Raw genomic sequence first — 26,994 nt, 5'->3', positions numbered from 1 at the left:
GGTTTTGTCGATATAGCTATGAAGGTCGCTTACATAAAGCGCCTTAATGAACATCTCCTCCCATTCCCATTGGTAATAAATTCAATGTAACCCCTTTAGTTGCATTATACTAAAAGCATGAAATATATGGAATTGTTTATGGAAAACAAACAAATTACAGATACCAACTGATTGTAACTTGTGGTAACATTTACCTATAAATACATAGGAGGAGAATGAAATTGGCAACTTTAATTGTAGTTACAATATTACTTACAGCATTTGCTATCCTTATTTGGCTTCTGCTAGAGTTTTGGCTTATTGTATTATCAATTGGCATAATGCTTTTAGGTGGTTATCTGCTAAATAAAGATGAAAAAAAGGGTATTAAGAAAGGGAAAATCTCATCCCAAGTTGTTGCAGGGATAGGACTAGCTCTATTTATTGTCTCTACCGTCTCTGCCTGTACGGGAGGAGATGATGAGGCAAAAGAAGCTACTGCTAATGATGTGAAAATAGAACAAGCAGAACTTGACCAAAGCAATGATGACGATAAAGATTCTACAGCTGGAAAGAGTAAGGATAAAGAAAAAGTAACGAATGAAAGTCCAACAGATAAGAATGAAAAAGAATTCAGCAACAATGAAAGTAACAATGGGCAAAATGCTGAAAAAAAGAAGGCTACACAAACATCTGGTACGACAGAAAGAATTCCTGTCACCTTAACTAAAACTGTAGACGGTGACACAATCAAAGTGAATTACAATGGACAAGAAGAAACTGTTCGATATCTACTAATTGATACTCCAGAATCAAAACATCCAAACACCTGTGTTCAGCCATATGGCCAAAGAGCTTCTGACAGAAATAAGCAACTTGTTAACAGTGGTCAGTTAGAAATTGAATTTGATGTTGGAGAACGCAAAGATAAGTATGGTAGATTACTAGCGTATGTATACGTTGACGGTAAATCTGTACAAGAAACATTATTAAAAGAGGGATTAGCACGCGTAGCTTATGTATATCCTCCTAACACTCGTTACCTAGATCAATTTGAAAAAGCAGAAGATAACGCGGAAAATGAGAATGTTGCAATTTGGAAATCAAACGGTTATGTAACGGATGATGGTTTTAATGGTTGTGCAGAACAAAAGGAAGAGCAACCTAAGCAGAAAGCTCAACAACCTAAACAAGATAGTCCTTCTGTTTATTATAAAAACTGTGATGCTGTACGTGCAGCTGGAGCCGCTCCTATTAAACGAGGTCAACCAGGTTACGCTAAACACTTGGATAGAGACGGTGACGGTGTAGGGTGTGAAAGCTAGTTAAAAAGGAGCGATAATATGCACTGTGGAGTGTGCAATAAAAAATTCAATCAAAATGACCACGTTTATTTGGATGACGCACATACGGTTACGCACTATTACTGTTTTAAAAATAAATCAGTAATTATTGCTGTGGGAAGCTTTAAGGAGATTGTTGATAGGTTTGAGTTTTTTTAACAATAAGACGTTTGAAACCCTAAGCTGGATAATCACCCTAAAATTATGATTTTCATTTTCTACAATGACACAACGAAAAGGCAATAACATGAAAAAAGAAGCTATTTTTGTTCTTTATGAACTAGGAATATCCTGGTCTGCTCTAAATGTATTGCTTCAAGGAACAATTAATTTTCATATTGAGAAAGGTAGTGGATCTATCTTGCTTTAATCCTAACACTAAGGGGACAGGATATTTTAATAAAATCAATCTTGAAATTTTTATTGGAAAGGAAATACAAAGTAAATGAACCATAACTTGAATTTGAAATGTAAGGTATGTGGAAATGTTGTACGTTTAAAAGTACACGGAGGGTATGTACTTGAAAATCCATTTGCTTTTAACTGCCCCAAATGTAAAATTACCATTCAAGGTAATCTAACCTGGAACGAAAACATAGAAAATGGACTTATTAAAGAGTTTAAATGTAATAATGCTATTTTTACAGAAGACTACGGTAATGAAAGTCATTTGCTACAATTAGCAACAGAGTTTTTTACTGATAAAATAAAGAAATTAGACAAGTCAGATCCTACAATGGTGCTTTCACCATTTATTATGGAACAGTTAAATTTTGAAACAAAACAAAGAAAAATTGATTTTATAAAATATATAACTGAAGAGTTTGAAGAACAATTTACGGTTACTTTAAGGTTATGGGAACTCTACAAAAATAAAAATTATATTTATTTAAATAGGCAGCTTTTAAAACATTACTTTGTTGATCCAGTAGTTATGGGAGCAGTATTAAATATAGATTACCCTAAAAAAATAATGGAGGTGTTATATAAACCATTCAAATTTTTACTGACAGAAAGTGGACATATTAAAGATATTATTACTCTAAGAAATATGTTAATGCAAGCAAAAAAACTTCACCCTGTTGAGTTAATAAAATTAAAAAAAGATTTACAGGAGTTATTATTAAATTCAGACAAGAACATTATTCATCTATTAGGTAACTTTAATGAGAGTTACCGTCTTATATTGCCAGTTATTTTATCTGAAATATACAGAACTCACAATATAGATGATATAAAAGAAAAACAGGGGATTTTGACTACCAATTTTGAAATGCTGAAGAATTATTATGTTGAATCATTTGAAATATTGACCTCTGTCTTGCCGATTTTTCTGGGGTTACAAAACATTCTTAATAGAGGGGATAGAAACAAATTTAATGAAGTATCTCAAGGTAAATTTAAGACTATTAAAAGTATCCAAGATTATGATAAAAAGGTAAAGAATAAAGGGAACAAAGTGAAGTTTTTTGAGGATGAAAATCTATTTGATGAAATTTATGATATTCCCTCTATACTAAATAACTCACTTAGGAATAGTATTGGCCATCATTCATACACATATATTCCTGATTTGCAAATAATAAGCTTTAAAGATAGAAGCAAGGAATGGGATTTATACTTAATTGAGTTTGGAAGTTTATTATACAGAACATTTTATGCAGCTTTTCTGGCATTAGAAGTTATTATGTTTATGAATACAAAGTTTAACGATTGAATTTATGGGGTGATTTCCAGTAGAAAAACGGCGGATGTTTTTTAATACAAGCATTATTATGCATGACTAAACAGAAGAGTGTTTGCAATTGAAGCTTCTCTTTATATTTCATTTAGAATAAGTTGTTCCAAAATGTATATCTGTTCACCTAAAGGAGAACTGTTGACATGTTCAAGTCCCATGAGACTCCCTTCACACTTATACATGTCAATATAAAAGGACAAACAATTAGAATTTTCATTCGTTTGCAAGGTAAAGGAATTGTTACTAACTACTGTCGAATTATAAGTAGAGGGTAAGTTATTTTGAGTGTGTAATAAAAAAGTTTAAGATGAGTTATATGCGGACTATATTTGCACGCGGATTGGTTTTATTAATTTTATTAGCTGTCGGATTTTTAAATAACCTTTTCACTCATTTTTTGTCAATTATCTTTTTTGTTTTTTGGTAGAAATATATAGAAGATATAGCCAGCTATTAAAGATCCTATTATACTTTCAATGATATTAAATTCACTAATAAAAAAAATAAAACGTTGATACAATAAAAGTACCTGCCCCTAGGATACGGCGATTCATGTTGACAACCTCCTTTTTTACCTAATTATACCAATAATTAGCTTTATCTACACAAAACCACCATCTACCCGTAACTCATTTTGATTATGGTATAGGAGGTCGTTTTGGCTATGCAGAAAAATAAAACAGCAAAATTATTGGTAAAAAGAGGATTTTGTATAAGTTTGTCGAACTATAAATTATTAAGATAATAGTACTTTTGCTTTAAGGATGGTGTGTTTTTAAAATGAAACAAAAAAGAAAAAAATTAACTTCTAATGAAAGTGCCTATCTTCTTGCAGAAGTTGAAAATATGTGCCCTTTATGCGCAAAGTCTCTAATGTATAAAAAACAAGGAAAGCAACATAAATTATTTGAGGGAGCTCATATATATCCATTAAACCCTTCTAACGAGGAAAAAGAATTATTAAAGAATGAAAAGAAACTACATGATGATGTCAATCATTTGAATAACATTATTGCTTTATGTAGAGATTGCCATAAGATGTTTGATAATCCTAGAACAGTTATGGGATACAGAAAGTTGTTTAGTATCAAAAAAAATTTACTAAGCAAAAATGAAATAAGAAACAGATACAGGGATTATCAAATAGAAACAGAGATTAAAGAAGTAATTACGAAACTAGTTGAAGACTTTGAGATAGATGTATCTACACAATTAGAAATGAATGCTTTAAGACTGGATGAAAAAGCAAATGATACTTTAACCAAAATAACAAAGAATCGGATAAGAAATGAAATAAGAGATTATTACTTATATATCCAAGAACAATTTCGTCGATTAGATAGCCAATACCCAAAATCATTCAATTCAATATCTGCACAAGTAAAGTCTTTCTATACTACTTTAAGTAAAAAAGACTACACTCAAGAAGATATTTATAGGCAACTTACTGAATGGATGTCTAAAAAAACTGGCGGTAGTTTTGAAGGAGCTTGCGGGATCATAATTTCCTTTTTTATACAAAACTGTGAGGTGTTTTAATGCTAGTTCCAAATAAAGTTATTAACTTAAGCGATTCAATTATTGGAAAGATGACTAATATCCTAACTTACATTAAAAATAAAGAAATTAATATAAAAGAATTATTCTTTTTAACTCAAGATAATTTTGATGAAATAGATGAATTCATTTATTCACTTGACGTATTATACCTACTTGACGTCATAGAAGTAGATTTTGATAGAGGAGTTGTTTTATTTGTTAACAAGGATAGAAAGTAAAATATTCCTAGAGGGTTCCATAAGATTTCACAAGGGTTTGAATGTTGTGTTAGGGGATGACGAAGGATCTAACTCTATAGGAAAATCAACTTTACTAATGATTATAGACTTTGTTTTTGGAGGAAATACATATACTTCACATAATAAAGATATGATAGATAAATTAGGCCATCACGAATTTCTATACGCATTCAGATTTCACAACGAAGATTATTATTTTATAAGAGACACTAAAGAACCAAAATTTATTTATGAAAGTAATAATAGTGGTGAAAAATTAAATCCATTAAAGGATATAGACTTTACCAGGAAGTTAAAAGAACTGTATAAATTAGAAGATAATTATTTAACTTTCAGATCTATAGTTAGTACTTTTTCTAGAGTATGGGGAAAAACTAATGACGACATCAAGAAACCTCTACATAGCTTTCCCAACCAAAAATTTACTGAAACCGTAACTAATTTAATAAAGTTGTTTAACTGTTACGACCCCATAAAGAAACAAGATACAGAATTAAAAACATTAAACATAAAGAACAAGGTGTTAAATAAAGCTAGTAAATTTGAATTAATACCTAGAATAACAAAAAGAAAATATCAACAAAACATAAAGAGGATACAAAACTTAATTAACGAAAGAGAAAAGATCAAAGAAAAGTCTTATGCTCCTAAAATGAATTTTGATGAAGTTGTTTCTGATGAATTAATTGAGATAAGAGAAGAAAAAAACAAATTACTCGATGAAAAAGATTATTTAATGTCAAGATTTAACAGAACAAATAAATCGATCAATAAAAATACTGATGCTGGTTTTGATAGTCTCTTAGAATTTTTCCCAGAAGTAAATTCACAGAAATTAGATGAGATTGAATCTTTTCACGAAGGAATTAGTTCCATATTAACTGAAGAACTAAAAAAAGCAAAAAAAGAGTTAAGAAACCAATTAAAAGAAATAAATAAACAAATTAATAATTTAAATAAAAAACAAAATCAACTTATTAATCCTGATGAAGAAATGAATGTTTTTGTTGAAAAATTGATTGAATATACCACGGAAATTAAAAAGTTGCAAGAAGAAAACGAATATTATAAGCAAACGCATGAAATTAGAACATCTGCTAAAGAAAGTAAAGAGCACCTTGAAGAAACAAAAACAGAAATAGTAAATGACATCAGTGCTAAAATTAATACACAAATTAAAGAAATAAATGACACCATCCATTATGATAAGAGAACTGCACCAAAACTGAACTTATCATATAATAGATACGACTACAAAATATTTGATAATACTGGAACTGGAAAAGCTTATACAAACTTAATATTATTTGATTTAGCCATATTTTTATTAACAAAATTGCCTTTTATTATTCATGATTCTTTCTTGTTTAAGAACATCGAAAAAGAAACTGTTGACCAAATAATTAAGTATTATAATTCATTTAACAAACAAATATTCATTGCTATTGATCTCATAAATGTATACAGTAATGAAACTCAAGAAGTTCTACAAAAAAAGAAAATTATTCAATTATCCAAGGATAAACTTTTAACCCGTAAAGACTGGAGAGACACCAATAAATAAAGTCAAAAATATCAAGCCTACCCCAATAAGAGTAGGCTTTTCAATATCAATACACGTTAATATAGGATGTCTTTTTTTATTTTGTTTGAAAAAAATGAAGGATTTTGCTAAATTTTGTAGAAATCAAATAAAGGTACATCAAACATTTTCATCTATTGGAGGATTATTAATGCCTAGTATAGGACATATAGTTTTAGCAAAAGAAGTTATGAAAAGTAATGAAACAGAAGAGGTTATATTAGTCGAACCTTTCTCAGTGTTAACGACAGACGTTTTTCCGTTCGAACCTAAGTTTACTGTAAATATAGGTGTTTTCAGTTTAAAACGAGGCGTTACATATCAACTTGCATATTTTTTGTATTCACCGAGAGGTGAAAAAATCATCGGTAACATAGCTGATATTCAAGCAACCGAAGATGCAACTAAGGAATATGGCGTTGATTTCAATTTATCAGTCAATATAGGCGAAGTTAAATTTGCAGAACCGGGAGTTTATAGTTTCAGGTTTCAAATAGTTACTTTACACGAAGAAAAAAGCACTTTCTTTTTGGTAAAACCAAATGAACAAGAAAATCATGAAGGTGAAAAACATGAGTGAGGTATATGAATTTAACCCAGATAGCGTTAATTTCAGAAAAATGACACCAACAGATATAGATTTGCACAAAAATGGATATTATACATATATAGATGATAAAATAGAAGTAAGAACTAATGAAAAGAGTGAGGTGGAAAAGATGGATGATAATGTAAAAGTATATATCGATCAAAGAATTGATAATTTGGAAAAATCTTTAGATCAAAAGTTCGAATTTCAACAACATATCTTTTCTGAAAAAATTGACCACCTTAATACTAAAACCGAAAAAATAATAAGTGAAAAATTCGCTACTTTTAAAGAAGAAAATGATAAGAATCGAAAAGAGGACAGAAAATTTTTAATTAGTACTGGAATTGCGATCGCTGCGGTTGCAGTTGGAATATTAGGTTTTGTGTTTTGATTATAGCCCTCATGGTTTTGAGGGCTATATTTTTTACTAGCTGTTACATAATAAATGTGCCCTTTGCTGTTCTTATTCAAGTTTTTTTTTTGTTTTCCCCCAACCAACTAAAGACGGGGTCTTTAAATATTTAAAACAGGGATATTTCACACGTTGTTGGACAAACTAATACAGGATCATGAATTCCCTCTCATTTCCGCAGCCCCTCAACTCAAGAGGGGCTTTTTTAATTAATACACGTCCGATTTACGAACCCAAGACATAATGCCACCAAGTAACACACGATCTGATTTAACCTGTTTAACCGTGTATGAGTTACCCTTAACAAAATCGGCAATCGATTCGCCAGTAGCAAATGTGCTTGCGGATTTTTTAACAGTTACTTTTTGTCCTGGTTTAAATGATTTTGGTTTTGGCTTGCTGGATGCGGCAGATTTACCCCTAATAACCTTTACATATTTGTCATGAGCGGTAACATAATACGTATGTCCTTTGCTGTTTTTAACCTGATACTGATAACTCCCGTCTACAATATACTTACCTGTAATAGTCCATCCATGTCCGGGTTTAAATGTACCTGTCGGGTTATCCCATCTGGGGCTATTGTAATAATTTACGTTTGTATGGTAAATGTTTTCAAGGCGCATACCTACATGGTCTGTGGCTGTCTTTCTGTATCCTTTGCTAGGTTTGCTAGGATTTGATGGCTTTATCGCCTGTGATCCATCACTACCCCAATTACGATAATAGTCATTAACATCATTAATAAACTTATTCCAGCTAACCCCATTTGGTTCTAGCCAACTTTGTGGGTCTGTACGACGACTAGGATCTAATTTAGAGTGTGCAACAATGTCTTTTTTAGGATTTAACCCAAACTTTTTACACAGGTAAGCATGATACCAAACATAACGATCATACGCCTTATCAAAGTCTCCGGTACGACAAAGCTCCGTACCAATAGCTACATCATTTGCGTCATCCCCATACATTCGGTTATCTCTTGGCACATCATAGCGTACATGCCATGCTTTTTCATCTAAAGGAATAATCTCTAATATTTTATTGTCATCGATAAACGTATGAGCAGATGCACTGAAAGTGATGCCTTGGAAATAATTATAGTGTGCATCAGCATCAGCGTTATTATTGGCAGTTTCATGCGCCACCAAGAAATCGACACCTAAGTTTTTAATTCTTGGCCTAGCATTTTTGTTTGTTACATAACGACGTTGAATTGAATATTTGTTTTTAAGTTTAGTCATTACTTAACCTCTCCTCTTTAATTTTTTAATATAAAAAAGGCACCCGAAGGAGCGCCTTAATCAACGTTTTTCTCTTTTAAAGTGTCGTCATCGTAATCCTTCAATCTACCTTGAAAAATATTAATTGCCTTTTTAATTGGACTTGGAATAGGCAGACTTAACCTACCTGCGTTTTCTAGAATTGATACCAACTCATTTACAATGTAAAAGTAAATAGTGGCAGTCATTACAAAAGCCTCAATCTCTGTTGCATCAATTAGCACCAGGTCAATTACATGTGCAGTGGCAACCATGGCGAAGATAAACACCTTTTTACCGATTCCCCAAAATCCAACTCTACTTGACAACTTACCCTCATATGCACTTGCTGCTATACCTGTTATATAGTCCAATACGACAAATACTACTAAAGCTATTAGCGACACTGTCCAACCTCCATATAAAAATGCAAAAACGACAGATGCGACTGCCGTTGTTGTTTTTGCCATATTAATAATCATGTCTATCATCATGTACCTCCTGTTTTTTGATATTAAAAAAGCACCTCGTTTGAGATGCTTATAATAATTAACCTATTTATTCGCTTTAAGTTCTGCAACTTCTTTTTCTAATTCCTCAACTCGGTTTATTAATACTTGGACAACCTTTGCCACAATAGCATTCATAGATCCTGTATCAAAAGAGTAAAATTCACTTCCTTCTTCTTTTATCACTTCCAATAATTCTTCTGGAGCAGTTTCAGGAACCAAAACGCCATATGAGGTTTTATCATCAACTAAAACCTCATCGCCCATATCGTATACATTATTATAAGTTTTATAGCCCGCACTCTCTAATATTCTTTTCGCCTCATCAAAAGTTAAATCTTCAATGTTTCTGTACCTTTCTTCAATTGGTTGCATTCGAGACACTCCTTTTAAAAAATATTAGTTTCTTAATTATTACATTCGACAGTAAGGAAAATTTTCCTCCATTCCTCACATAAAAATAACGCCTATTCAGCGTTTTATTAAATCCTCTCTACCTTCAGCTACCAAAATAGCGTCCACATCTTCCTTCAATACATTCGGCACCCTTTGATACTCCCATAATCCTCTGATAATATACGTTGCAAATAGCATAGCCAACATTTATTTACCTCCTAATATAGATTCAGTTAATTCCATAAGTGCGATAGCGTTCATTTCACCATCTAACGGCTTACTATGCTGATCTTCTATTTCAATTTGTTTGTTTTTTATTTCCTCCACAGTTAACCCTTCTACCCATTTTTTAGAAAGGTGATCGAATTTAGGGTGAAACAATCGATTTGTCCAGCCATTTTTAACAATGAACCTTCCCTCGTTAACCGCCTCATTAATTTCATCAGAATCCATTAGATGATTATCAATAATTTCACCTTCCGCATCCACTTCAATCACTTCGGTTTTAGTTAAATCTGACATGGCAATATCCTCCTAATTTTCTCCTAGAAAACAAATACCACTCAAAGATACATGTCCGGCGTTACCGCTAATAACTCTTACGTCTCCGTTGGGATAGACATAAACATCGGCTCCGCCACGAGAACCGTTCGTTCGAAATGTTTCGAGCATGTTTGGTCTACAACCTTTAGGCAGTATAAAAGCTGTATATTTGCCAACTAATCCGCCTTTCATCAATCCCGCCAGATAAACCATACCCGTTGCTAGTTTAGTATATCTTGGATATTGAAAGCTGCCTCCATACGGCACCCAACCATTTCGGAGATTGGCAAACGCATGTGCTTGTTTCTTCATGGTATTTACCCATAGTGTATCAATTGCGGCATATCCAGCATCAAAATCATTTGTTGAAAAGCTTAGCGCTTTGTCTGTGCCCGTTAGAGCTCTAAAAACTTGGGTCTCTGGATAATATAGAGTCGGATGTTCAAATGGTACTAATTGTACGCCATCGCATAAAAGCATAGCACTGGATTTGTTATTGTTTAAAAATATCCTCAACCTCACATTATAGTCACCTTTAGGTATCCGACCGTTATAAGACACACTTAATCGTGTCCAATTATATTTATCTGCATGATCGATTATATGGTTTACTGTGTTTAAATCTTGCACCCATGCTCCATTTTTAGTTACTAATTGCATCCGCATGGACACCTCGACATCGTAGGTTGTCCTTTCAAACGGAGCCACGAACGCTGAAAAACTCATAGAGTTTGTGTGCTTAAACTGTGCTGGTATTTGTACAATCTGATCCCAGGTTCCATAATCTAATCCTCTTAAAATCACTGCCCTTTGCCCAAATAAAGTTTCCGTACTTGCGTCAAAAGAGACCATTAACCTAGCTTCCGCGGGCTTAGAGTTTGACCACGGACTATTAAGTAGACTGTCTTGATTAACTGTAAAAATACTGGCTGTTGAACTGACAGGGTCAATACTGGTATGAGGTACTATCAACTCAAATGAATGATCTGCTATCATATTTGAGTTTTCTCGTAATATAGATTTAATTCCTGTGGTCTGATCTTCCAAGGTGAACGCACCATTTTTTACGTTCACCCCTTTCTCATTTATAATTACTTTGTTATTTTCTATTTTTACTACATCAGCATTTAATACTCCTGTTACGATGGCAGTTGCGTTTAGTCCTCGTCCGGTTAGTGCGTTGGTAAATGGTCCAGTTACACCATTTGACGATACTCCTATTCCTTTAGATGTTATCTTTACTACATTTCTGCTATCAACAAAATAAAAGTTTCCTTCTTCGTCTGTATAAACCGTGGAACTAGCATTTTCCAATACATTGTTTGCTAATTTAATAGCACCTTCTAAGCTAGTTGTCGGAACTTTAACTCCTCCGGATTCCACGTCATTCTTTAAGTTCTTCTTTTGTTGGTCGGCATACAATGTAGAATCCTGATAAACACTTTGATCTTGGGTATCTGCATATTCTTTAACATCTAATCTTACAGATTCTGTGATCGACTTACCTTCGTCCAAAACAACCTTGTCTTTTTCGTCAATAGTAAGCTTATCGTAAGTAACTTCTTTTAATTCTGCCATGGAAACCTTTTTACGTATTTCAGCTTGTAACGACTTCCAAACAGCTTTTACTTCATCTTCTGTATACTCAATGTAGTCACCAAGAATAACTTTCTTTTGAGACTTATCAATAATATTCCTTTCTAGGGTGTGCACCCTAGCTTCAAGATATAATGGTGGGTAGAACTTAACATCCTTAATCTTAATGGTATCCCCGAAGCGAATTTTTTTATTTTCCATACCTGGAACATGTTCAAGATCCGCAACTTCTGCTTCATACTCTACAGTCGCATTTACTCGCTTTTGAAGTTCATTCTCTGTAAGAGTAGTTAAACGATCCATTGACATATCTTGATCGGTAGATTGTGGTTCGTAAACTTCAATAAGGTGGTTACCGTTTCTTCCCCATCTCGCAAGGGCGTCTTTGTCCTCAACGAACACTTCTAACCTTGTACCATCTTCTTTTTCTGGTCCAATACCTTTAAGTGCTGTTACTATTTGGTCTGTTTTTTCTATTCTCCGTATACCTAATAGGTCTTTTCCAAACTCCACAGTTCTCCCCCGCCAGATACCTGCTTTTTCAACTATATCTACGTATCTTCCGGAAACACGGTAATAATCCACTTCTACCCGAAAATGTAACTCAAGATCAAATTCACTAGCAATCTTTTTTAAATAAGTGTAAGGATTCAAATGAGTATCAAAAGTAAAAGTCCGAACACCATTAAAAGAAACGTTCCCCACTTCCCACTCTGTGCCGGCAAGCGCGTTTCTAGCATGTGATTCAGCACTTAAAGCTTCTGTTTTCATGGGGGCAATGACTTTCGATTTCTTTAGGTCTACGTAGCTAGCACGCCCAAATATATCTGTTAATAAAATCCCACTGCTATTGTGGTATTTAACACTTTCAGAAATAATAAATTCAATCCACTTGCCATCTTCGTCTGGAATAACAATACGATTTCGTTTGAATAAATGTTGTGAGAAAGGCTGGTCTCCATACGTTTGAAAATCAAAAGTTTCTACCGTGTCCTTCATAGATTTCACATGTTTGTTCTCTAAAATATTTGATTTATTTATCCAACTATAAATTTTATCAGTCTGACCGTCTGCAATAATTATTTTACTCATACAATCGCCTACCTAAATGTATCTCTATATTTTATCGTAGTTTTAAAACTATCATTAGGCATAATGACCAATTGGTTATCTCCCGGTTTTAATCCAAAATACTCTGTTCCAAAATCAACAATATCGGTTCTAGGTTCACCGTTAATGGTTATTTCCTCAGCTCTTGTATCAAATTTAATAAAATCTCCTGTTCGTACTATGACAGGTGTACCTTGATCCACTTGATTAATCTTTTCTACAGATATAGAGTATACTCCACCAGTACACGGTTTATTTTTTCCGTACTGTCCCATGTGTACTACAACTTGCGCAACAGGTATATTATATTTATTTCTGGTGTCCCTCCAATAAGCAAACCTGCGAGTATGGTAACCATTCTTTGCATTGCCTTTGCCAAAAAAAGCACTCCACATATTACCTTCCCGTTCAATTCGAAGGATCCCAGCAAAATTATTCCAAGAACCCTTGCGATCGCCATATTCTGAGATTAAAAAATGATTTGCGAGAGCACCACCTACTCTCGCCTCACCATATCCTAAGCGTTCACCTCGACGCACATCTTTCATCGCTACCTTGGCCACTTGATTGCCGTTTACATCCAATAGATACAATTCTATACGTCCTACCGTTTGACCACTATTATCTAAAGTAATCCATGTGTTCAACCTAAAATCCTGTAAAGCCTCTGGCAGTGATTGTTTTACAGCTGGTCCATGCCAACCGGAACCGGAACCATATGAGGCTGCCTGAAATCGATCTTTAACAGCTTCCATTTTTCCTGCTATTAAGCCATCTACCTCACCAGTTGCCGCTGTAGTCCATCCTGTTAGCGCGTTAGCGTCTGAATACATCACACGTTCATATTTTTGATATGGTGTGCTGGACTCTACGTCTAATGCTTCACCAATTAACATATATTGTTCTTCTTGATTCTGTACCATAACAAATGGAGATAGAGTAAGGGGGTCTCCCAATACTTCCATTTCAATTACTGGTTTAACTTCGGCTGTTCCTTTATTCGTGACTGTAATAACATCAGATTCAAAATGTAAAATATGTTCTTTTCCATATTTAAACGGATCAGAACAAATAAAGGTTAGTGTTCCAATTAAGTCATTAGATTCTTCTTCAGGAATAGTGTTTTCTGATAAAGTTGCATAGTAAAACGCATCTTCATCTGTAAAACGGAGCTGTCTTTTACTGCCTCTTAACAGGCTGTTCAACCTGTTTACACGGCTTCTGAACCCTTCATTTGTACGGTCTGATAGTTTATACTTAACAGCTATTTCCCGCACATCATACGTTGTGCTTGTGTATTCTAAAGCGCCATCCATACCCGGGACTTCCGTTGATTCGATTCTCTGCTTTACATTCCCCCGACCTTCAATAGTTAAAGTTACAAAACTCCCTGTTTCGTCGGACAATTGTTGATCTAAATTAGTACCGTTAAAAACAGTTTGAATAGAAAAGGAAGTGCTTTTGGCAACACTTCCCGTTGTTAAATCTACGAAACCATACATAAAAGCACTTCCTCCCTAATTAAATGATCTTCTAACTCTTGCTTTTCTTTCTTGTACTGTTGTTATATCATCTACAAATACACTAAATTCTTGCCTGCCTAAGGATATGTTTATATGTGCAGGCTGTTTCTGTACGTCTATATCTGCATTTATAGCACTTTGGACTTGAGTGGCAGCACTTCGTCTTAAACCTCTTAAACTAGATGTAAGTTGATTTGTATTAAATTTCATTTCAGCGCTAGGCATTTCCTTATCAATGTCTTTTGACAGCCTGGACATTGATTTGATTGCCACACCACTACCTCGGTCAATGGACTTCGCGATACTTTGAGGTATTTGTATTTTCATGATGTCTCGCAAAGCTCCCTCTTTAGCAGGGGAAAATGGTAGGAAATCACGTATCTTCTGTGTTACTTTGCCTATGGCGTCTTTTACTTTACCAATGGCTCCTGTTATACCTTTAGCTATAGAACCAACAATATTTTTACCAGCGTCTAAAAACTTATCTTTAATGTTAACTACAACATTTAAAGCTTTATCCATTCCAGATTTAACTGCATTTTTAACAGCGTTAAAAGCTTTGCTTGTAACCCCTTTGAGTGAGTTAAAAACATTAGAAACTTTTGATTTAATACTAGTAACGACATTGGATATCGTGCTTTTAATCCCGTTCCAAATGTTTGAAATGGTTGATTTAATAGCATTCATAACGCTGGATATTTTGCTTTTAATACCATTCCAAATGCTTGAAATGACCGATTTAACAGCATTCATAATGGATGAAATTTTACTTTTGATAAAGTTAAAGCCTGTTGATACAATGTTTTTCGCCTTCGAAACTCCACTGGTAAAGAAACTAGACACTTTGCTCCAAAGGTTCCTGACAATTCCTGTTAGGCTTTTGAATAAGGTCTTTCCAAGTTTGAGTATCTTTCCGACAAACCATAACTGAACCAAATTCCACACCAGTTTTACAGCGTTAGAAACGATCTTTTTAATTGCTTGCCACAATTTAGACCAATTGCCAGTAAACAAAGCACTAAAAAATTCAATGATACCTAAAATGATATCTATTGCAGCTTGTATAGCTCCTTTTATTGCATTCCATGTTGAGACCACCAACGACTTTATTACCGGCCATATCACTTGCATAATACCCCATATGATATTCATAACTGTGCTAATGACAGTAGATATTACAGTCCAGACGTTTTGTGCAGCTTGTAGTATCATTTGGTTATTTTGTTGCCACCAAATTACTAATTGCCCCCAAATAGAAAGTACAAAGCTGTAGACCTCTGTTATTACCGTTTGAATTATATTCATGATAAAAGTCCAAGCTGTTTGTATAGCCGCTCGAACCGTCTCATTTGTGTTATATAAATACATTAATATACCGATAAACGCCGATACAGCAGTTATCGTCCCCATGATCCATGGAGCTATTTTGGAAACTATTCCTACCAATCCAAAGAATGCATTAATAACAAGCCCTATAACTGGGGCTAATTTAAGTAATGAGGAAACTAATAAACCTCCCATCGCAATAAGTGTTCCAATCCATGGATTGGTTTGCATTAACCCATTAATCCAAGTGAAAAATTTATTAGCCAAATCAAGCACTGTTGCTCCTAGTGGTGCCAAAGCAATGGCCATGTTCATCACAAAAGTAATTAATTGACCGATTAGTGACATCACTTTTGGGCCATTTTCTTGCACATATAACATGAATTTTTGAAAACCATCTGATTCTGATATGGTGGCTGACCAAGTTCTAAAGCTTTCTGCCATGGTAGCCAAGGATTCCAATATAGATGTAGTACTACCAGAAAAAGAACTAAACAAATTAATGATTCCCATAAATGTATCGCCGAATATTGACCCGATTAATGGTAAGTTCGTTTTAACGAAATTAATAAAGTTTTGTAATGCGGCAGAACCTTGTATACTAGCTGTGAAATTAGCAAAGGATTGTCCCATATTTGCAAACCCTTGTACAACAAAATCCGTTAAAGGTGCAAATGCCACCGTTAAATTCATTAGTCCTTTTACAAATCCGCCAATACCACTTACTATTTTGTCCAAGATAGGACCCGCATTTTTATTTAGGTAGCCAAAAAATGCTTGTGCTGTTTTGCTTCCTGTAAACTCATTAAATCTGGTCGCCAATGTAGCAACCGTGCTTGCTACATTTTCAAACATGGGCTGTAAGGATGTGATCGATGCCTCTATTCCTTTCAGTGCATTACCAAAAGCCACAGCCACTTGAGGAGCAATTGCTTCTTGTACTTTTTGCCAAGAACTTTTAAGTGTCTCCAACGCCTTTGCGGCCTTTTTATTTTCCTCTGTTGCTTTTGCTGTACCATCCACAATACTTGTTATGGTGGGTATCGCCGCAGCGCCAAACGCAAGGGCTGCGCCACCTGCAATTCCAAAACCGGCTCCTAATGCAACAGCTGCTGATCCGACCACAACCAACGAATTACCAATAGCCGCAATAACTAGTACTAATGCGGCAAGGGCGGGTATGGCCACGGTGGATGCTATAATACCTATTCCAGTAAAAACACTCAACGAAACTGTCTCTAAGGCTCTAATATTATTGGCAATCCTTCCAACCATGCGGTGAAATTTATTCACTCTGGCTTCAATAGGAATAACAACCCTTTTATTTAGTGCTGTCTTGATCGCTTGAAGCATACCCATTTTTCTTACGGCCTCTGACGTATCAGCGTCCACGTTAACCTCGTTTTTTGACTTAGTAAACATCTGCATTAACTTCTTTGCTTTTTTAAGGTTTCGTTTCAGTGGTTTGATATCCGCATCCACATCTGTATTTTTCGCAGCTTCTGATTCTTTTTTGAATCGCTTCGTAACATTTCTGGCTGTTTGAATAGCTTTTCTATATTTAGAAATGCTCGCTTTTATTTCCGCCTCAATGGAATAGTTAGACACATCCTCACCCCTTTCTGTTTCGTATTGCTGCTAATTCAGCTGGAGATAAACGCTTGTTTTCCTTCTTTTCTTCCTTCTTGGTAAACCCTTCATCTACTTGTTTTATAATTCGGTCATAATCAAAAAAGTCATCAAACTTCTTATACACAAATTCCTCTTTAGGCTTTTTATCTGTTCCTACATTCTTGGTCAATGTGGCGTTTCTATTTAAAAAGGCTACTAAGTGCAGTTTATAAAGTTCATCAATTTCTTTATATTCTTGGGCATATTTCTTATACAGAAATTCAGTTAGAGTCATCTTTTCAACTTCATGCAAATGGGATTTAAATCCTTTACGTAAAGAGTATATAACGATTTCGTTGTAGGTTAACCCTTGCTTGGTACCGTCTTTTCTTTTTTCTCTTTCTTCATTCCTTCTGGTACTAGGTTTCGGGTCATAGGTCGCTTTCCCAATTCTTCAATCACTTGTTGGCCAAATTTCTCAAAGCCTTGGTTTTCAGCGATATTATCTAGTACATGCTCTAGATCCTCGTATGTTTTAGGTGCCTTTTTGTCATGTGCGGTAGCTGCCTTAATAATTTTGGATAAGCCTATGATATTTCCGGACTGTAACTTAGGTACAAGCATTTCTAATCCTTCCCCAAGATTTGCTCCCTCAATTTCTAAGCCTAAATCCTTATCAATTTCTGTTAATGTACGAAGTCCGAATGAAAGTTCAATCTCTCTACCGTTAAAGTTAATATGCATAAATATTCCTCCTCAAAGTAATAAAGAGAGGGTCATTTTCCCCCCTCTAATCAATCTTTAATGTTTTTCCAATTACAGCATCCCCTATTGGCAGGGGTTCATTAGGGAGTATCATCATTCTCTGGCGGTTTAGCTAATCCATCATCCGCTGGATCAGTCTCCAATATGTCATGAAACACATAGGAAAGTGTTTCAATATCCCCTTCTGGTAAAGTAGCGTAATCTTTTTGTCTTACTCCTACTGTTAAAAATGTTCCTTCCACTTCTGGATTATCCTCGGCGGAGCTCGTCGCTTCCCACTCGGTAATATAACCCTGACGGTATTCAGCAGCAAACTTTGTTATTTCTTTTCCGTCTTCGTTAAATACTTTCTTCTTAGCTAAATCAACTTCCCACATTTCTACAGGAAAATCTTCTACAATAGAATCCTCCAACATGGTAAATGTAGGGTCGTCTGTGGATTGTATGGCAGTAATGCTTACTTCATCCTCTAGTGGTGCAGAACCCTGTACATTCCCATCCTTTGTAGGCGTCGATTCGCGGTCACGTGCATAAGACTTGGCATGTTCCGTTTGAAATACTAGCTTTGCCGCGTTGGCGGCTTCCCCTAATTTACGAAAGTACAATACTTTGTGTACCCCGTTTGCAATTTCTGGCATATAATTTCCTCCTAAACTAAGCGATACTCTACTTCAATAATTCCGTGAAGCAAGTCATCGCTTGTCGTGTTATCGTACATATCATTGGAATTTAATCCTTCTAATTTCAATCTATAATTCGGTAATCTATTTATCTTTCTAAACTCCATTTGCAGTTTGAACATCATCTGATCGAACAAACTTCTGTTATTCGCATAAGCCCATACATGGACTGTTTGCATTATTCTGCCTGTAATAACCTGTTTGTTGTTTATAATGTCCTCACTAACTCGTTCTCCTACGTATACGAACGGATACGTTAACCCTTTATTGCTCACTGGAGAGTAGTCAATGGTTGCATACCCTAATGCTAATGATTTGTTAAATATGTGGTTAAACAACTGTAATTGTGGTGATTCCATATATTCACCCTACTCTACTAACTTTTTTAAATCTTTATGGACTTTTTCGCGCTGGTTTAAATACGCATCTCGTAAAAACCAAGTGGCTTCCATAAATCTAGTACCATAGTTTAGATAGCCTGAATGCTCGGACTTTGAAATTGTTTTAGCATGAAGTTTATCTATTACATCTGTTTCAATGTTTCGTGCCGTATAACCCGTTGCATATCCCTTATCAAATCGCTTTTCAGCATTGCTTACTGTTTCCTTTGTCATTTCAATGGTGTTGTTTTTAACGATTTCCCCAACATCGTCCTCAATTTCATCGTACATTCGGTCAAATTGATTTATCAAATCATCTAAGTCCATTCTTCTACACCTTCCAAATAAAAAACGCTCTCTGACTTATACGGGATATGCCGGAGAACGTTGTATTTTTGACCATTAACAACTGCTTTATCTGCATAATCTTTATACGGGCGTTGTAGGCGGGCTGTGGCGACTTTCTTATCAATGGAACCAAAGACCATTGCAGACTTTTCCAACGTCACAGGGGACAAATTACAAGGCAATACAACCCCTTCATCAACAGCTACCACTGTTTTTCCTTGTTCCGGGTCATATTGCCTTCCAAATGTTTTATGCAACGTGATACGGTCTGTGTACCTCAATAAAAGCACACCTTTCCTTGCTTTTTCTCTTCGTTGTCAGGAATAAAAGCACTTAGAATCGATAAATAAGGAGCAAAGTCATCCTCGTTATAGGTGACGGAATGCCCCTCCACAGATTCGGACTTCATTCCTTCGCTCCCAATGCGCTGGAAACGAGCAATAACTAGTTCTTCAACGATAAAGTTCAATTCTTCGGGTATTTCTTTTAAATCCGTATGCTTCTTTAACCATAATGTTAAATGGGAACGAGTATTGTTAATAATTATCGTTAGAACCTTATCTTGTAGCTCATCTACAATTCCCAACACAGTCTTTACGTTATCTAAAGTATCCATAAGTTACTCCTTACCCTTGTTTTGGCCAAGGGATTTCTTTAGTGTTGCCATCCGATAAGGTAAAAGTGATATTTGTGCCATCAGATGTAATGTCTGTGACACTAACGCCATCCTTGCCTTTTACAGTATCCCCTTTTGGACCTTTTAAAGATGCCAACCACTCTTGCTCCGTCCCTTTGAAACCATTGTCGACAGCTATTTGATAAGCTGATTTTCCTGCATCTCCTTTATTTCCAGGAGAACCAGCAACATCGATCAAGTCATGAAAGTTCTGTTCTGTTGGTACAGCACCAGTCACAAATACTTGTTTTAATTCTTCTTTTGTAGCCATGAAAATTCCTCCTTTTTTATTACCCTATTTCAAGGGTGTCTCCAATTTTGGCGTCCCCTATTCCAAGGGGTTCATTAGGGAGTATCGTTCCCATCTCCTCCTAAAACATTGGCAATAAAGATCTGGTTTGCAGTTGGAAATGAAGGCATTGCAAGTGCTACAGCTTTTGTCCAACGCGCCACAGGGTCGTTAGTTGAATAAATTTGAGCAACAATATTACCAAAGTTTTCAAACGTTGCTGTTTGCATGTAACGCATATTTGCTTCTTCAGGAGTAATGCCGTGAACCGTCTTACCAAGTTCACCACCAGGCAATAATACAAAAGCGTCTTCCGGGAAAAATCTTTTTGTTACATAACTTCCGTCATTCTTTTGCTCACGGTATACACGATCATCTGTAGCAATAGCAGGTAACCCTTGTTCTTGTAAAAAAGCATTCAATTCAGCATTTGTTACAAGACGTGCGCTATTAACACCAAAAATACCCTTACGTACCGAATCATGACGTTTTAAAACGTTGAACACTTTACGAGAAGTTAAAATTCTTGTTGGCGTAACCCCCGAGTGCTCTACAACTTTGTTTACAAAACGATCAATATCATCTAATGGTTTAGCCTTTGCATCTGACCAAATTTTAGTATCTGTTAATGTTTCCTTTTGATCTTTTGCTACACCATAGTTAATAGTGCCTTTTAATCCATTTTCATTAATTGTAAGTTTACCTGTTGAAATAGCTTCAAAGCGCATACGTTCAATACGAGTACGCACAGAGTTAACCATATTATCGACATCATTATAGATACGATCAATAACACGTTGCACTTCTGCATTAGTACGAGCTTGTGTCATGGACTTAATTAATCGTTCACCCATTTTGATTTTTCTTTTAATCAATGCAGGTTCCATGCTCATTTCTTCAATTCCATCACGTGATCCAATTTGCGATTCCGTATCGTAAGCATGTACAGATGCCGATACTGGCGCTGCATTACTACCTAACAAATATTTGATTTCAAATTCTTCTGTTCGATCAGTCGGGAATAATCCATCACCAACTGTTAATGGGTATTCACGAGATTGTGTATAATCTTGTAGTGCTTGGTCAGTCAAAAACTCTTCAATGTTTGGCATAATTATTTACCCTCCGTTGCATTATAATCTTCAAATTTAATTGCTTTCATTGCCGTTTTTGCTTCATCAGATACTTTTTCTGGTAAACGAGACTCATAAATATAGCCCTCTACCATAACACCTACTGGTTGATCACCATGAGTTAATTCAACATCATGTAAAGTAACCCCTTGTGCTGTAGCATCATTTGCAGGGTAAACTGTCCCAGCTTTTAAAATAATTTTTCCGTTTTGATTAACTCCCATAGATTGCGTTGCTGTACGAGTGCGACTAATAATATGTTCACTCGAAACAAAACTTGGATTGCTATCATAAGTCGTTTTCTTTGATACGTACATCTAATATCTCTCCTCTATGCCCACAAATCAGGCGCTTTATTTTGTTCTTTATCTTTTTTATTGCGAATCTCAGCAATAGTGTTTGTGCCTTTACTGGTTCCCACGCCACTATCTGGCGTTTCTTGACGCAGTTTTTCTTTAACAGCTTTATTTACAGCTGCATCAAACGCCTTTTTAAATGAGTTGATGTTTTCTAGTGTTTTTTCAGCATCTTCCGCAAGTAGAAAGTCTGCAAATTCAGTCGGTAGTTCTTTATTGCTCAAGTCCGTAATCGCTTCTGCCTTTAACTCCTTGCGTTTTAGTTCATTCTCGCGATCTTGTAATTCTTTTTCGCGCTTGGTCATGCGTTCTTCTTCTTGCTCTTTTTCAGATAGCTTTGACAAGCGTTTTTCTTCTGCCAAAGCCTGCTTAATAGCTTCCTGTGTTTTTGTTTCCCACTCTTGTTCTTTCTTTTGTAAAGCTCTTTGCAGTTTTCTATCTGATTCAGATTCAATTTTCTTTTGTAATTCTTCTTCTGTTAGCTCTACTTTAGTAGGTTCTCCGCCTTTCAGGTCTGTTGGTTCTTTCGGTAGATCTGCAGGTGGGTCTTTTGGATCTGGATCTTCCTCCGCAAAAAATTGTAACTGCATTTTTAATGGTTTTATTTGTTTTTTCATATCTTTAAACATTTCATTTCCTCCATTTCCCACACACGCATTATTCACTGTCTATTTCAATGCATTAAAAAAAGCCCCAGACACGCCATATAAGCCCATCTACGACCTTCCTAATGTATTTACTCTATTAAGTTATAAAATGCCCGTGTACGATTGATTTTGGCATAATAAAAAGCCCTGTTTATAACGTCTGTTGGCTAAAGACGAGGGTTATTCGTTTCTAGCAATAGAGGCGTTTGCCCACATGATAGATGTTTCCAGATTAGTTAATGCAACTGACTTTTCACGACTGTTAGGACAAACTTCATCAATCAGATAAGCTAGTTCCTTAGCTTTCTCTCTTATTGCATTATATTTCTCAACCTGTTCTTCTTTTGGTGCATGATAACTAAAGCTATTTTCGATTTGGTTGTTCATTTCATATCCTCCTATGTTTTTAATTACTACCCTCAGGCCTTGTATTTTCAATATCGACATCACAACAAGATGTATCTCTATATTTCTTCTCAAATGGTTCTGTCTGTTGTTTAATATCATTCATCTTTTTTAATTCTTTCGCTATCGTTTTTAAACTCTTATCAATGGATTTAAGATATTTTTCCATAAAAACCACCTATATTTGAAAGAATATGTTTAATCATCACTATCACCTTCCCTTTTTAAGGTTAATTCCACTGTTGTATAATCTTCTACTTCACTTTCAATTTTTGATAATCTCGATGAACAGCGAGGGAATAATAGGTATGTTGAATCACTGTCACCAAACCGTGCGCGTAATTCATGGTTTTTACCAGTAGCAACAGTATCAAGAAATTTTTGTGACTGTTCATCAGCTAAAACAAATTGTATTTTTGCTTCTTTTTCATTGTAGCTAAACTTAGTATTACCACAATTGAGAATCCCGTCTACGATTGGTAAAGCATAGATTTTACTTGTATGCCATGTATAAACCATCTCATAACCTCCCTTATACATTGAAAAAATAAAAAGCACCTGACCATTTTTGATTAGTCAGTGCCTTTAATCCTTTTCATTGCTTCTTCTATTTTTCTTTTGTTTTCTTTTTTCTCTTTTTTCGTAGTTTTAACTTTTCCTATAACCTTTGGTGTAGGAGGTTCTGTCCATCTTGGATGTTTAAACAATTCATTGTTTTTATTCATCATATTCCTCCAAAAAGATATATTCGACTCCCTTGAATGTTTCTCTACCAACTACTTTGAATTTTGCATCTCGTTCATACAAAATTTCAGCTTCGGCAGCATTAAATTTAGTTAAATCTCTGCCATTCTTACTGTCTAGTATATATAGCTCAACTTGTGATTCAGGATTATATCTAACTCCCTTTGTAGTTGATGTATAACCATTATACTGTACAACATTGTCTATTTCATGTTTTGATAGGAACTCTTTCATTTTTTTAGGAGTATTGAAATACAACGACCTGGTTAAATCACCTTTATATTTAGGCATTTTGCCTAGAGCTCTATCGAGATTTTTTACAAACTTCTTTTCATCCTCATCTAATTTATAGCCATTACGTAATTTGTCATTCACCACATAGGATTGAGCGCCCATGTAATTTTTAATTACCCTCTCATCATCAATAGTAAATGCTTTTTCATCATCCGCATCCAATGCATAAGTCTTCTTCTTTTCTTCAAAGAATTTAGTACGCCAGTCCCCTAAGTCTAATACAGTGCTTGACCTGCAAAAAGGATGCATAGGAGGTGCATTAACACCCGGTTTCATATCCTTAACTTTAAATCTCTTACCGTTTAGACTTTTACATGTTTTTGTAGTTCTGTCATCCATGAGAGCGATAAATCTATATTCGGCATCTTCATCACCAAGCTTTTGATACGATATTTTTTGCGCTTCCGTTTGGACTCTAGCAACTTCCGTAATTAATAATCTCCTAGCATAGAATGTTGAAACACTAAACCTTTCCCGTATATCTTTGATGAATTTATCAGGATGAGCACCTCGAATAATAGAACTGGTGATAATCCTATCTAATTCTTCACGTAATCCTACCATATCATCCCAAATACGTGTAGACCATACAGCACCGTGAAAAGAAGCTCCAACAATGGACAATAAAGTTGGTTGAGTAATCACGATATTGGCACCTAGTATACCAGCCTGTCTAGCAACTTCTGACATGGCAGCCTCTTCAAAGTATTCTTGCATAGTTTTAACTTGTTCGTCAGCCATTACAACTAAATGAGCATTTAAATACATCATAAGAAGTTCTTGCCTACTAATGCGCATTTTAGTGTTGTAAGTATATAGTTCTTTATTCGCTTTATCACTAAAATTTTTCTCTTTCACATACTTTGCTGCAATGGCTTCAAAAGCTTGTACATCAAATTCAGATATTGCTTTTTTTGCTTCTGCAGGAGTTAAGTTATTTTTACCCGCATAACGGGAGTAGAAATTTCTTATTTCCTTTTCAGCTTCCAGTAAAGCAATTTGTATAATCCTTTCTATTTCCCTGGCTATTTCTTCGTCTTTCATCTGTTCTCTTTTGATGTGGTCTTTTTCTCTCTTTTCCCAGTAGCTTTGTTTAGGCACTTAAAACACCTCAATTCGGTGTGTCCAGGTATTGACTAGGGCGTGTTTTCTTACGTTGTTTTTCCAAACGTTCCAATTCCTCTTGAGGGTTTTCTACAAGGGAAAGTAAACTTAATTTCGTTTCCTCTGATAACTCACCGCCAAGCGAATTAAACATATCTACTTCATCTTTTGCCGACTTAGGAAGATTAGGTGTGAAAGTAATCGCCATTTTATCAGCGTCAAAGCTACCTTCTTGTGCAAACTCTAAGATGTTATTAATTAACCTGTACCTAGTACGCAATGAACGCTTGAAATACCTTTCTTTTGTTGCTCTAACTTGTTCCAATCCAAATAACTTATATTTCATCGATTCGCCGGATTGCACACCTGCAAAACTTTCATCATTCATGTTAGGGGTATTCGTAAACTTATGAATATCAGCTTGTACTCTATCTTTATATTTTTCAACACCAGCAACATCATATTTTTTATAAATGTAATCTGCATCAGCATTTAATTGTTTTCCGTTGGCGTCTGTACCTGGTGTTAACAATAAGACGTTTCGTTCCCGCATTTCATCTGCTTCTTTTGGATCCATCTCTAAGTTTCCAACTATTTTTAACATGGCGTCGTTTATATCCGTCATATAGTTGGCTGTGTCAGATTGCGCAGCATCATATAAATCAATTAGGTTCAACACATTTTCAAAATCCCCTTGCCTAAAACGGTTATTCACATATTCAATTATTGGCACACCATCAAAAAAATGCATTTCGCTATCAACGATATTTAACTTTTCCTCTTCATCATGTACAATTTTCACTTTTTGTGTTTTGGTGTACAACTCTATAAACGTTCCCTCATCTTCACGGTAGTATCTAATACCTGCAATAGGTTTTTTTTCAACCGTTTTATCATAAATCACAAACGTCCCTTTTGGATTAAGAGAAACAAATTTCACTTCGTCATCTTGGGAACGGAAAAGTAATTCATATGCTCTACCGTATATAGATAAATCTAGTATTAATTCGCTGTTATGGGCATCCGCCTCATTTATACGATTTATGCTAGTAAGTATTTCATTGGTTGCTTTATCGTCATCTTCATATTGCATTTTAATCGGGACACCAACCATATACCCCTGGATAAACTGAGAAACGTATTTAGCAAAATTATGCGTTGCTCTATGATCAGCTAAATGTTCTTCTTTCCTACGTTTTTTCTTTAAAATAGTAGTGTTATCGCCAAGGTAATAACTTTCCAACTCTTTTAATCTACTAGCCTGATGTTTCTCATGATTAGTAACCATCTCTTTTAAATCACCCAAGTTATCTAACAGTTCGTCTGTACTGGCATATACATACTGTTTATTAGATTCATCTAAAAAACGCTTTTTACTACTATCCAAGATATCCCTCCTTTATAAACCGAGCCTTTGTAATGCTTTGTATGTTTCTTTTTTATCTTTTAAATCGACAACCTCATAGTCATCTAATCCGTACCAAATAGCTGAAAAAGTATGCGGGTCAATATTAAACTCGTCATAAATTGTATTGCCATGCCTATCCTTTTTATATGTGAGATTCTTTAACTCTCTAATCGTGTTTGGACATTGCTCTGAACAAACAATGCGTTTAAATCTTTTTATCTTCTTTGTATTTTGTAAGCGAGAACCTTTTGGTTTGTAAGCTCCTGAAATATTGATACCACGCTTTTTTAAATAGTAGATGGTTTTTGGTTCAGCAAAATCACCTTTTATGCGTTCCTTTGTTTCAACAAATTCTTGAAGATCATCCGCTATTTCTGGATCGTCTTTATGACGACTGTAATATTCCCAATAGATGTAAAGAATTTTATTTTTATCGTCTAT

Annotated in this window: 33 protein-coding genes; 7 read left to right on the top strand and 26 right to left on the bottom strand. The window is 35.0% G+C overall.

The window, feature by feature from the left end; genetic code table 11:
- Positions 1–221 precede the first annotated feature (221 nt).
- The 7 genes from D1839_RS18170 to D1839_RS18140 all read left to right on the top strand — a co-directional run bounded on the left by D1839_RS18170 (position 222) and on the right by D1839_RS18140 (position 7,427).
- On the top strand, positions 222–1,304 hold the full coding sequence (locus D1839_RS18170) for a thermonuclease family protein (protein WP_120381214.1): 1,083 nt from the start codon (positions 222–224) through the stop codon (positions 1,302–1,304).
- Between the two features lie 463 nt (positions 1,305–1,767).
- The gene (locus D1839_RS18165) at positions 1,768–3,039 is read left to right on the top strand and encodes a hypothetical protein (protein ID WP_120381213.1); all 1,272 of its coding nucleotides are present in this window, start codon (positions 1,768–1,770) and stop codon (positions 3,037–3,039) included.
- Positions 3,040–3,843: 804 nt separating this feature from the next.
- The gene (locus D1839_RS18160; RefSeq protein ID WP_120381212.1) at positions 3,844–4,602 is read left to right on the top strand and encodes an ABC-three component system protein; all 759 of its coding nucleotides are present in this window, start codon (positions 3,844–3,846) and stop codon (positions 4,600–4,602) included.
- On the top strand, positions 4,602–4,841 hold the full coding sequence (locus tag D1839_RS18155) for an ABC-three component system middle component 7 (RefSeq protein ID WP_120381211.1): 240 nt from the start codon (positions 4,602–4,604) through the stop codon (positions 4,839–4,841). Before D1839_RS18160 ends, D1839_RS18155 begins: the two co-directional genes overlap by 1 nt.
- Positions 4,819–6,426 (top strand): DUF2326 domain-containing protein, encoded by a 1,608-nt coding sequence (locus D1839_RS18150; protein ID WP_120381210.1) that lies wholly within the window; start codon positions 4,819–4,821, stop codon positions 6,424–6,426. Before D1839_RS18155 ends, D1839_RS18150 begins: the two co-directional genes overlap by 23 nt.
- A gap of 169 nt (positions 6,427–6,595) precedes the next feature.
- Positions 6,596–7,024, top strand: a complete 429-nt coding sequence (locus tag D1839_RS18145) for a hypothetical protein (RefSeq protein ID WP_120381209.1) — start codon at positions 6,596–6,598, stop codon at positions 7,022–7,024.
- Positions 7,017–7,427 carry a hypothetical protein gene (locus D1839_RS18140; RefSeq protein WP_120381208.1) on the top strand — a complete coding sequence of 137 codons (411 nt, stop codon included), beginning with the start codon at positions 7,017–7,019 and terminating at the stop codon, positions 7,425–7,427. Before D1839_RS18145 ends, D1839_RS18140 begins: the two co-directional genes overlap by 8 nt.
- A 230-nt stretch (positions 7,428–7,657) precedes the next feature.
- On the opposite strand, the gene D1839_RS20555 is transcribed toward D1839_RS18140, so the two are convergent.
- The 26 genes from D1839_RS20555 to D1839_RS18015 all read right to left on the bottom strand — a co-directional run.
- On the bottom strand, positions 7,658–8,692 hold the full coding sequence (locus D1839_RS20555) for a peptidoglycan recognition protein family protein (RefSeq protein WP_120381207.1): 1,035 nt from the start codon (positions 8,690–8,692) through the stop codon (positions 7,658–7,660).
- Positions 8,693–8,748: 56 nt separating this feature from the next.
- A complete protein-coding gene (locus tag D1839_RS18130; RefSeq protein ID WP_286168764.1) occupies positions 8,749–9,201 on the bottom strand; it encodes a phage holin family protein in 453 nt (150 codons plus the stop codon).
- A 63-nt stretch (positions 9,202–9,264) separates the two neighbouring features.
- Complete coding sequence (locus D1839_RS18125; protein ID WP_120381206.1) at positions 9,265–9,594, bottom strand: hypothetical protein; 330 nt, start codon at positions 9,592–9,594, stop codon at positions 9,265–9,267.
- A 96-nt stretch (positions 9,595–9,690) separates the two neighbouring features.
- On the bottom strand, positions 9,691–9,822 hold the full coding sequence (locus tag D1839_RS20950; protein WP_286164861.1) for a hypothetical protein: 132 nt from the start codon (positions 9,820–9,822) through the stop codon (positions 9,691–9,693).
- Positions 9,823–10,137 carry a hypothetical protein gene (locus tag D1839_RS18120; RefSeq protein WP_120381205.1) on the bottom strand — a complete coding sequence of 105 codons (315 nt, stop codon included), beginning with the start codon at positions 10,135–10,137 and terminating at the stop codon, positions 9,823–9,825.
- A 12-nt stretch (positions 10,138–10,149) separates the two neighbouring features.
- Positions 10,150–12,846 (bottom strand): phage tail spike protein, encoded by a 2,697-nt coding sequence (locus tag D1839_RS18115; RefSeq protein ID WP_120381204.1) that lies wholly within the window; start codon positions 12,844–12,846, stop codon positions 10,150–10,152.
- Positions 12,847–12,854: 8 nt separating this feature from the next.
- Positions 12,855–14,366, bottom strand: a complete 1,512-nt coding sequence (locus tag D1839_RS18110) for a distal tail protein Dit (RefSeq protein WP_120381203.1) — start codon at positions 14,364–14,366, stop codon at positions 12,855–12,857.
- A gap of 15 nt (positions 14,367–14,381) precedes the next feature.
- Positions 14,382–17,321, bottom strand: a complete 2,940-nt coding sequence (locus D1839_RS18105; protein WP_120381202.1) for a phage tail protein — start codon at positions 17,319–17,321, stop codon at positions 14,382–14,384.
- 4 nt (positions 17,322–17,325) lie between these two features.
- Positions 17,326–17,619: a hypothetical protein gene (locus D1839_RS18100; RefSeq protein WP_147358293.1), complete on the bottom strand. Its 294-nt coding sequence runs from the start codon at positions 17,617–17,619 to the stop codon at positions 17,326–17,328.
- 68 nt (positions 17,620–17,687) lie between these two features.
- A complete protein-coding gene (locus tag D1839_RS18095; RefSeq protein ID WP_120381200.1) occupies positions 17,688–18,068 on the bottom strand; it encodes a tail assembly chaperone in 381 nt (126 codons plus the stop codon).
- Between the two features lie 101 nt (positions 18,069–18,169).
- On the bottom strand, positions 18,170–18,727 hold the full coding sequence (locus D1839_RS18090) for a phage major tail protein, TP901-1 family (RefSeq protein WP_120381199.1): 558 nt from the start codon (positions 18,725–18,727) through the stop codon (positions 18,170–18,172).
- Between the two features lie 11 nt (positions 18,728–18,738).
- On the bottom strand, positions 18,739–19,128 hold the full coding sequence (locus D1839_RS18085) for a hypothetical protein (protein WP_120381198.1): 390 nt from the start codon (positions 19,126–19,128) through the stop codon (positions 18,739–18,741).
- Between the two features lie 9 nt (positions 19,129–19,137).
- A complete protein-coding gene (locus D1839_RS18080) occupies positions 19,138–19,476 on the bottom strand; it encodes an HK97-gp10 family putative phage morphogenesis protein (protein ID WP_120381197.1) in 339 nt (112 codons plus the stop codon).
- The gene (locus tag D1839_RS18075) at positions 19,467–19,778 is read right to left on the bottom strand and encodes a hypothetical protein (RefSeq protein ID WP_120381196.1); all 312 of its coding nucleotides are present in this window, start codon (positions 19,776–19,778) and stop codon (positions 19,467–19,469) included. The genes D1839_RS18080 and D1839_RS18075 overlap by 10 nt, the downstream gene beginning before the upstream one ends.
- A complete protein-coding gene (locus D1839_RS18070) occupies positions 19,775–20,113 on the bottom strand; it encodes a phage head-tail connector protein (protein WP_120381195.1) in 339 nt (112 codons plus the stop codon). Before D1839_RS18070 ends, D1839_RS18075 begins: the two co-directional genes overlap by 4 nt.
- A gap of 10 nt (positions 20,114–20,123) precedes the next feature.
- A complete protein-coding gene (locus D1839_RS18065) occupies positions 20,124–20,444 on the bottom strand; it encodes a hypothetical protein (RefSeq protein ID WP_120381194.1) in 321 nt (106 codons plus the stop codon).
- A 74-nt stretch (positions 20,445–20,518) separates the two neighbouring features.
- A complete protein-coding gene (locus D1839_RS18060; protein WP_120381193.1) occupies positions 20,519–21,574 on the bottom strand; it encodes a major capsid protein in 1,056 nt (351 codons plus the stop codon).
- A 2-nt stretch (positions 21,575–21,576) separates the two neighbouring features.
- Positions 21,577–21,912, bottom strand: coding sequence for a hypothetical protein (locus D1839_RS18055; RefSeq protein WP_120381192.1), 336 nt, complete (start codon positions 21,910–21,912; stop codon positions 21,577–21,579).
- A 14-nt stretch (positions 21,913–21,926) separates the two neighbouring features.
- The gene (locus D1839_RS18050; RefSeq protein ID WP_120381191.1) at positions 21,927–22,580 is read right to left on the bottom strand and encodes a DUF4355 domain-containing protein; all 654 of its coding nucleotides are present in this window, start codon (positions 22,578–22,580) and stop codon (positions 21,927–21,929) included.
- 198 nt (positions 22,581–22,778) lie between these two features.
- Complete coding sequence (locus D1839_RS18045; RefSeq protein ID WP_120381190.1) at positions 22,779–22,985, bottom strand: Acb2/Tad1 domain-containing protein; 207 nt, start codon at positions 22,983–22,985, stop codon at positions 22,779–22,781.
- A 19-nt stretch (positions 22,986–23,004) separates the two neighbouring features.
- Positions 23,005–23,172, bottom strand: a complete 168-nt coding sequence (locus D1839_RS18040) for a hypothetical protein (RefSeq protein WP_158589699.1) — start codon at positions 23,170–23,172, stop codon at positions 23,005–23,007.
- Between the two features lie 29 nt (positions 23,173–23,201).
- Entirely contained in the window at positions 23,202–23,522 is a 321-nt protein-coding gene (locus tag D1839_RS18035; RefSeq protein WP_120381189.1) for a hypothetical protein, read from the bottom strand.
- 53 nt (positions 23,523–23,575) lie between these two features.
- Positions 23,576–23,728 carry a hypothetical protein gene (locus tag D1839_RS18030; RefSeq protein ID WP_158589698.1) on the bottom strand — a complete coding sequence of 51 codons (153 nt, stop codon included), beginning with the start codon at positions 23,726–23,728 and terminating at the stop codon, positions 23,576–23,578.
- Entirely contained in the window at positions 23,721–25,142 is a 1,422-nt protein-coding gene (locus tag D1839_RS21150; protein ID WP_120381188.1) for a minor capsid protein, read from the bottom strand. Before D1839_RS21150 ends, D1839_RS18030 begins: the two co-directional genes overlap by 8 nt.
- A 10-nt stretch (positions 25,143–25,152) precedes the next feature.
- On the bottom strand, positions 25,153–26,532 hold the full coding sequence (locus tag D1839_RS18020; protein WP_199690402.1) for a phage portal protein: 1,380 nt from the start codon (positions 26,530–26,532) through the stop codon (positions 25,153–25,155).
- Positions 26,533–26,544: 12 nt separating this feature from the next.
- Positions 26,545–26,994 (bottom strand): terminase large subunit (locus D1839_RS18015; RefSeq protein WP_207667466.1); only part of this gene is annotated, 450 nt, incomplete at its 5' end.

It is taken from the genome of Roseburia sp. 1XD42-34 (assembly GCF_009917385.1).
GTDB lineage: Bacteria > Bacillota > Bacilli > Bacillales > Amphibacillaceae > Virgibacillus.
This window is presented reverse-complemented; position numbering and strand designations above follow the sequence as displayed.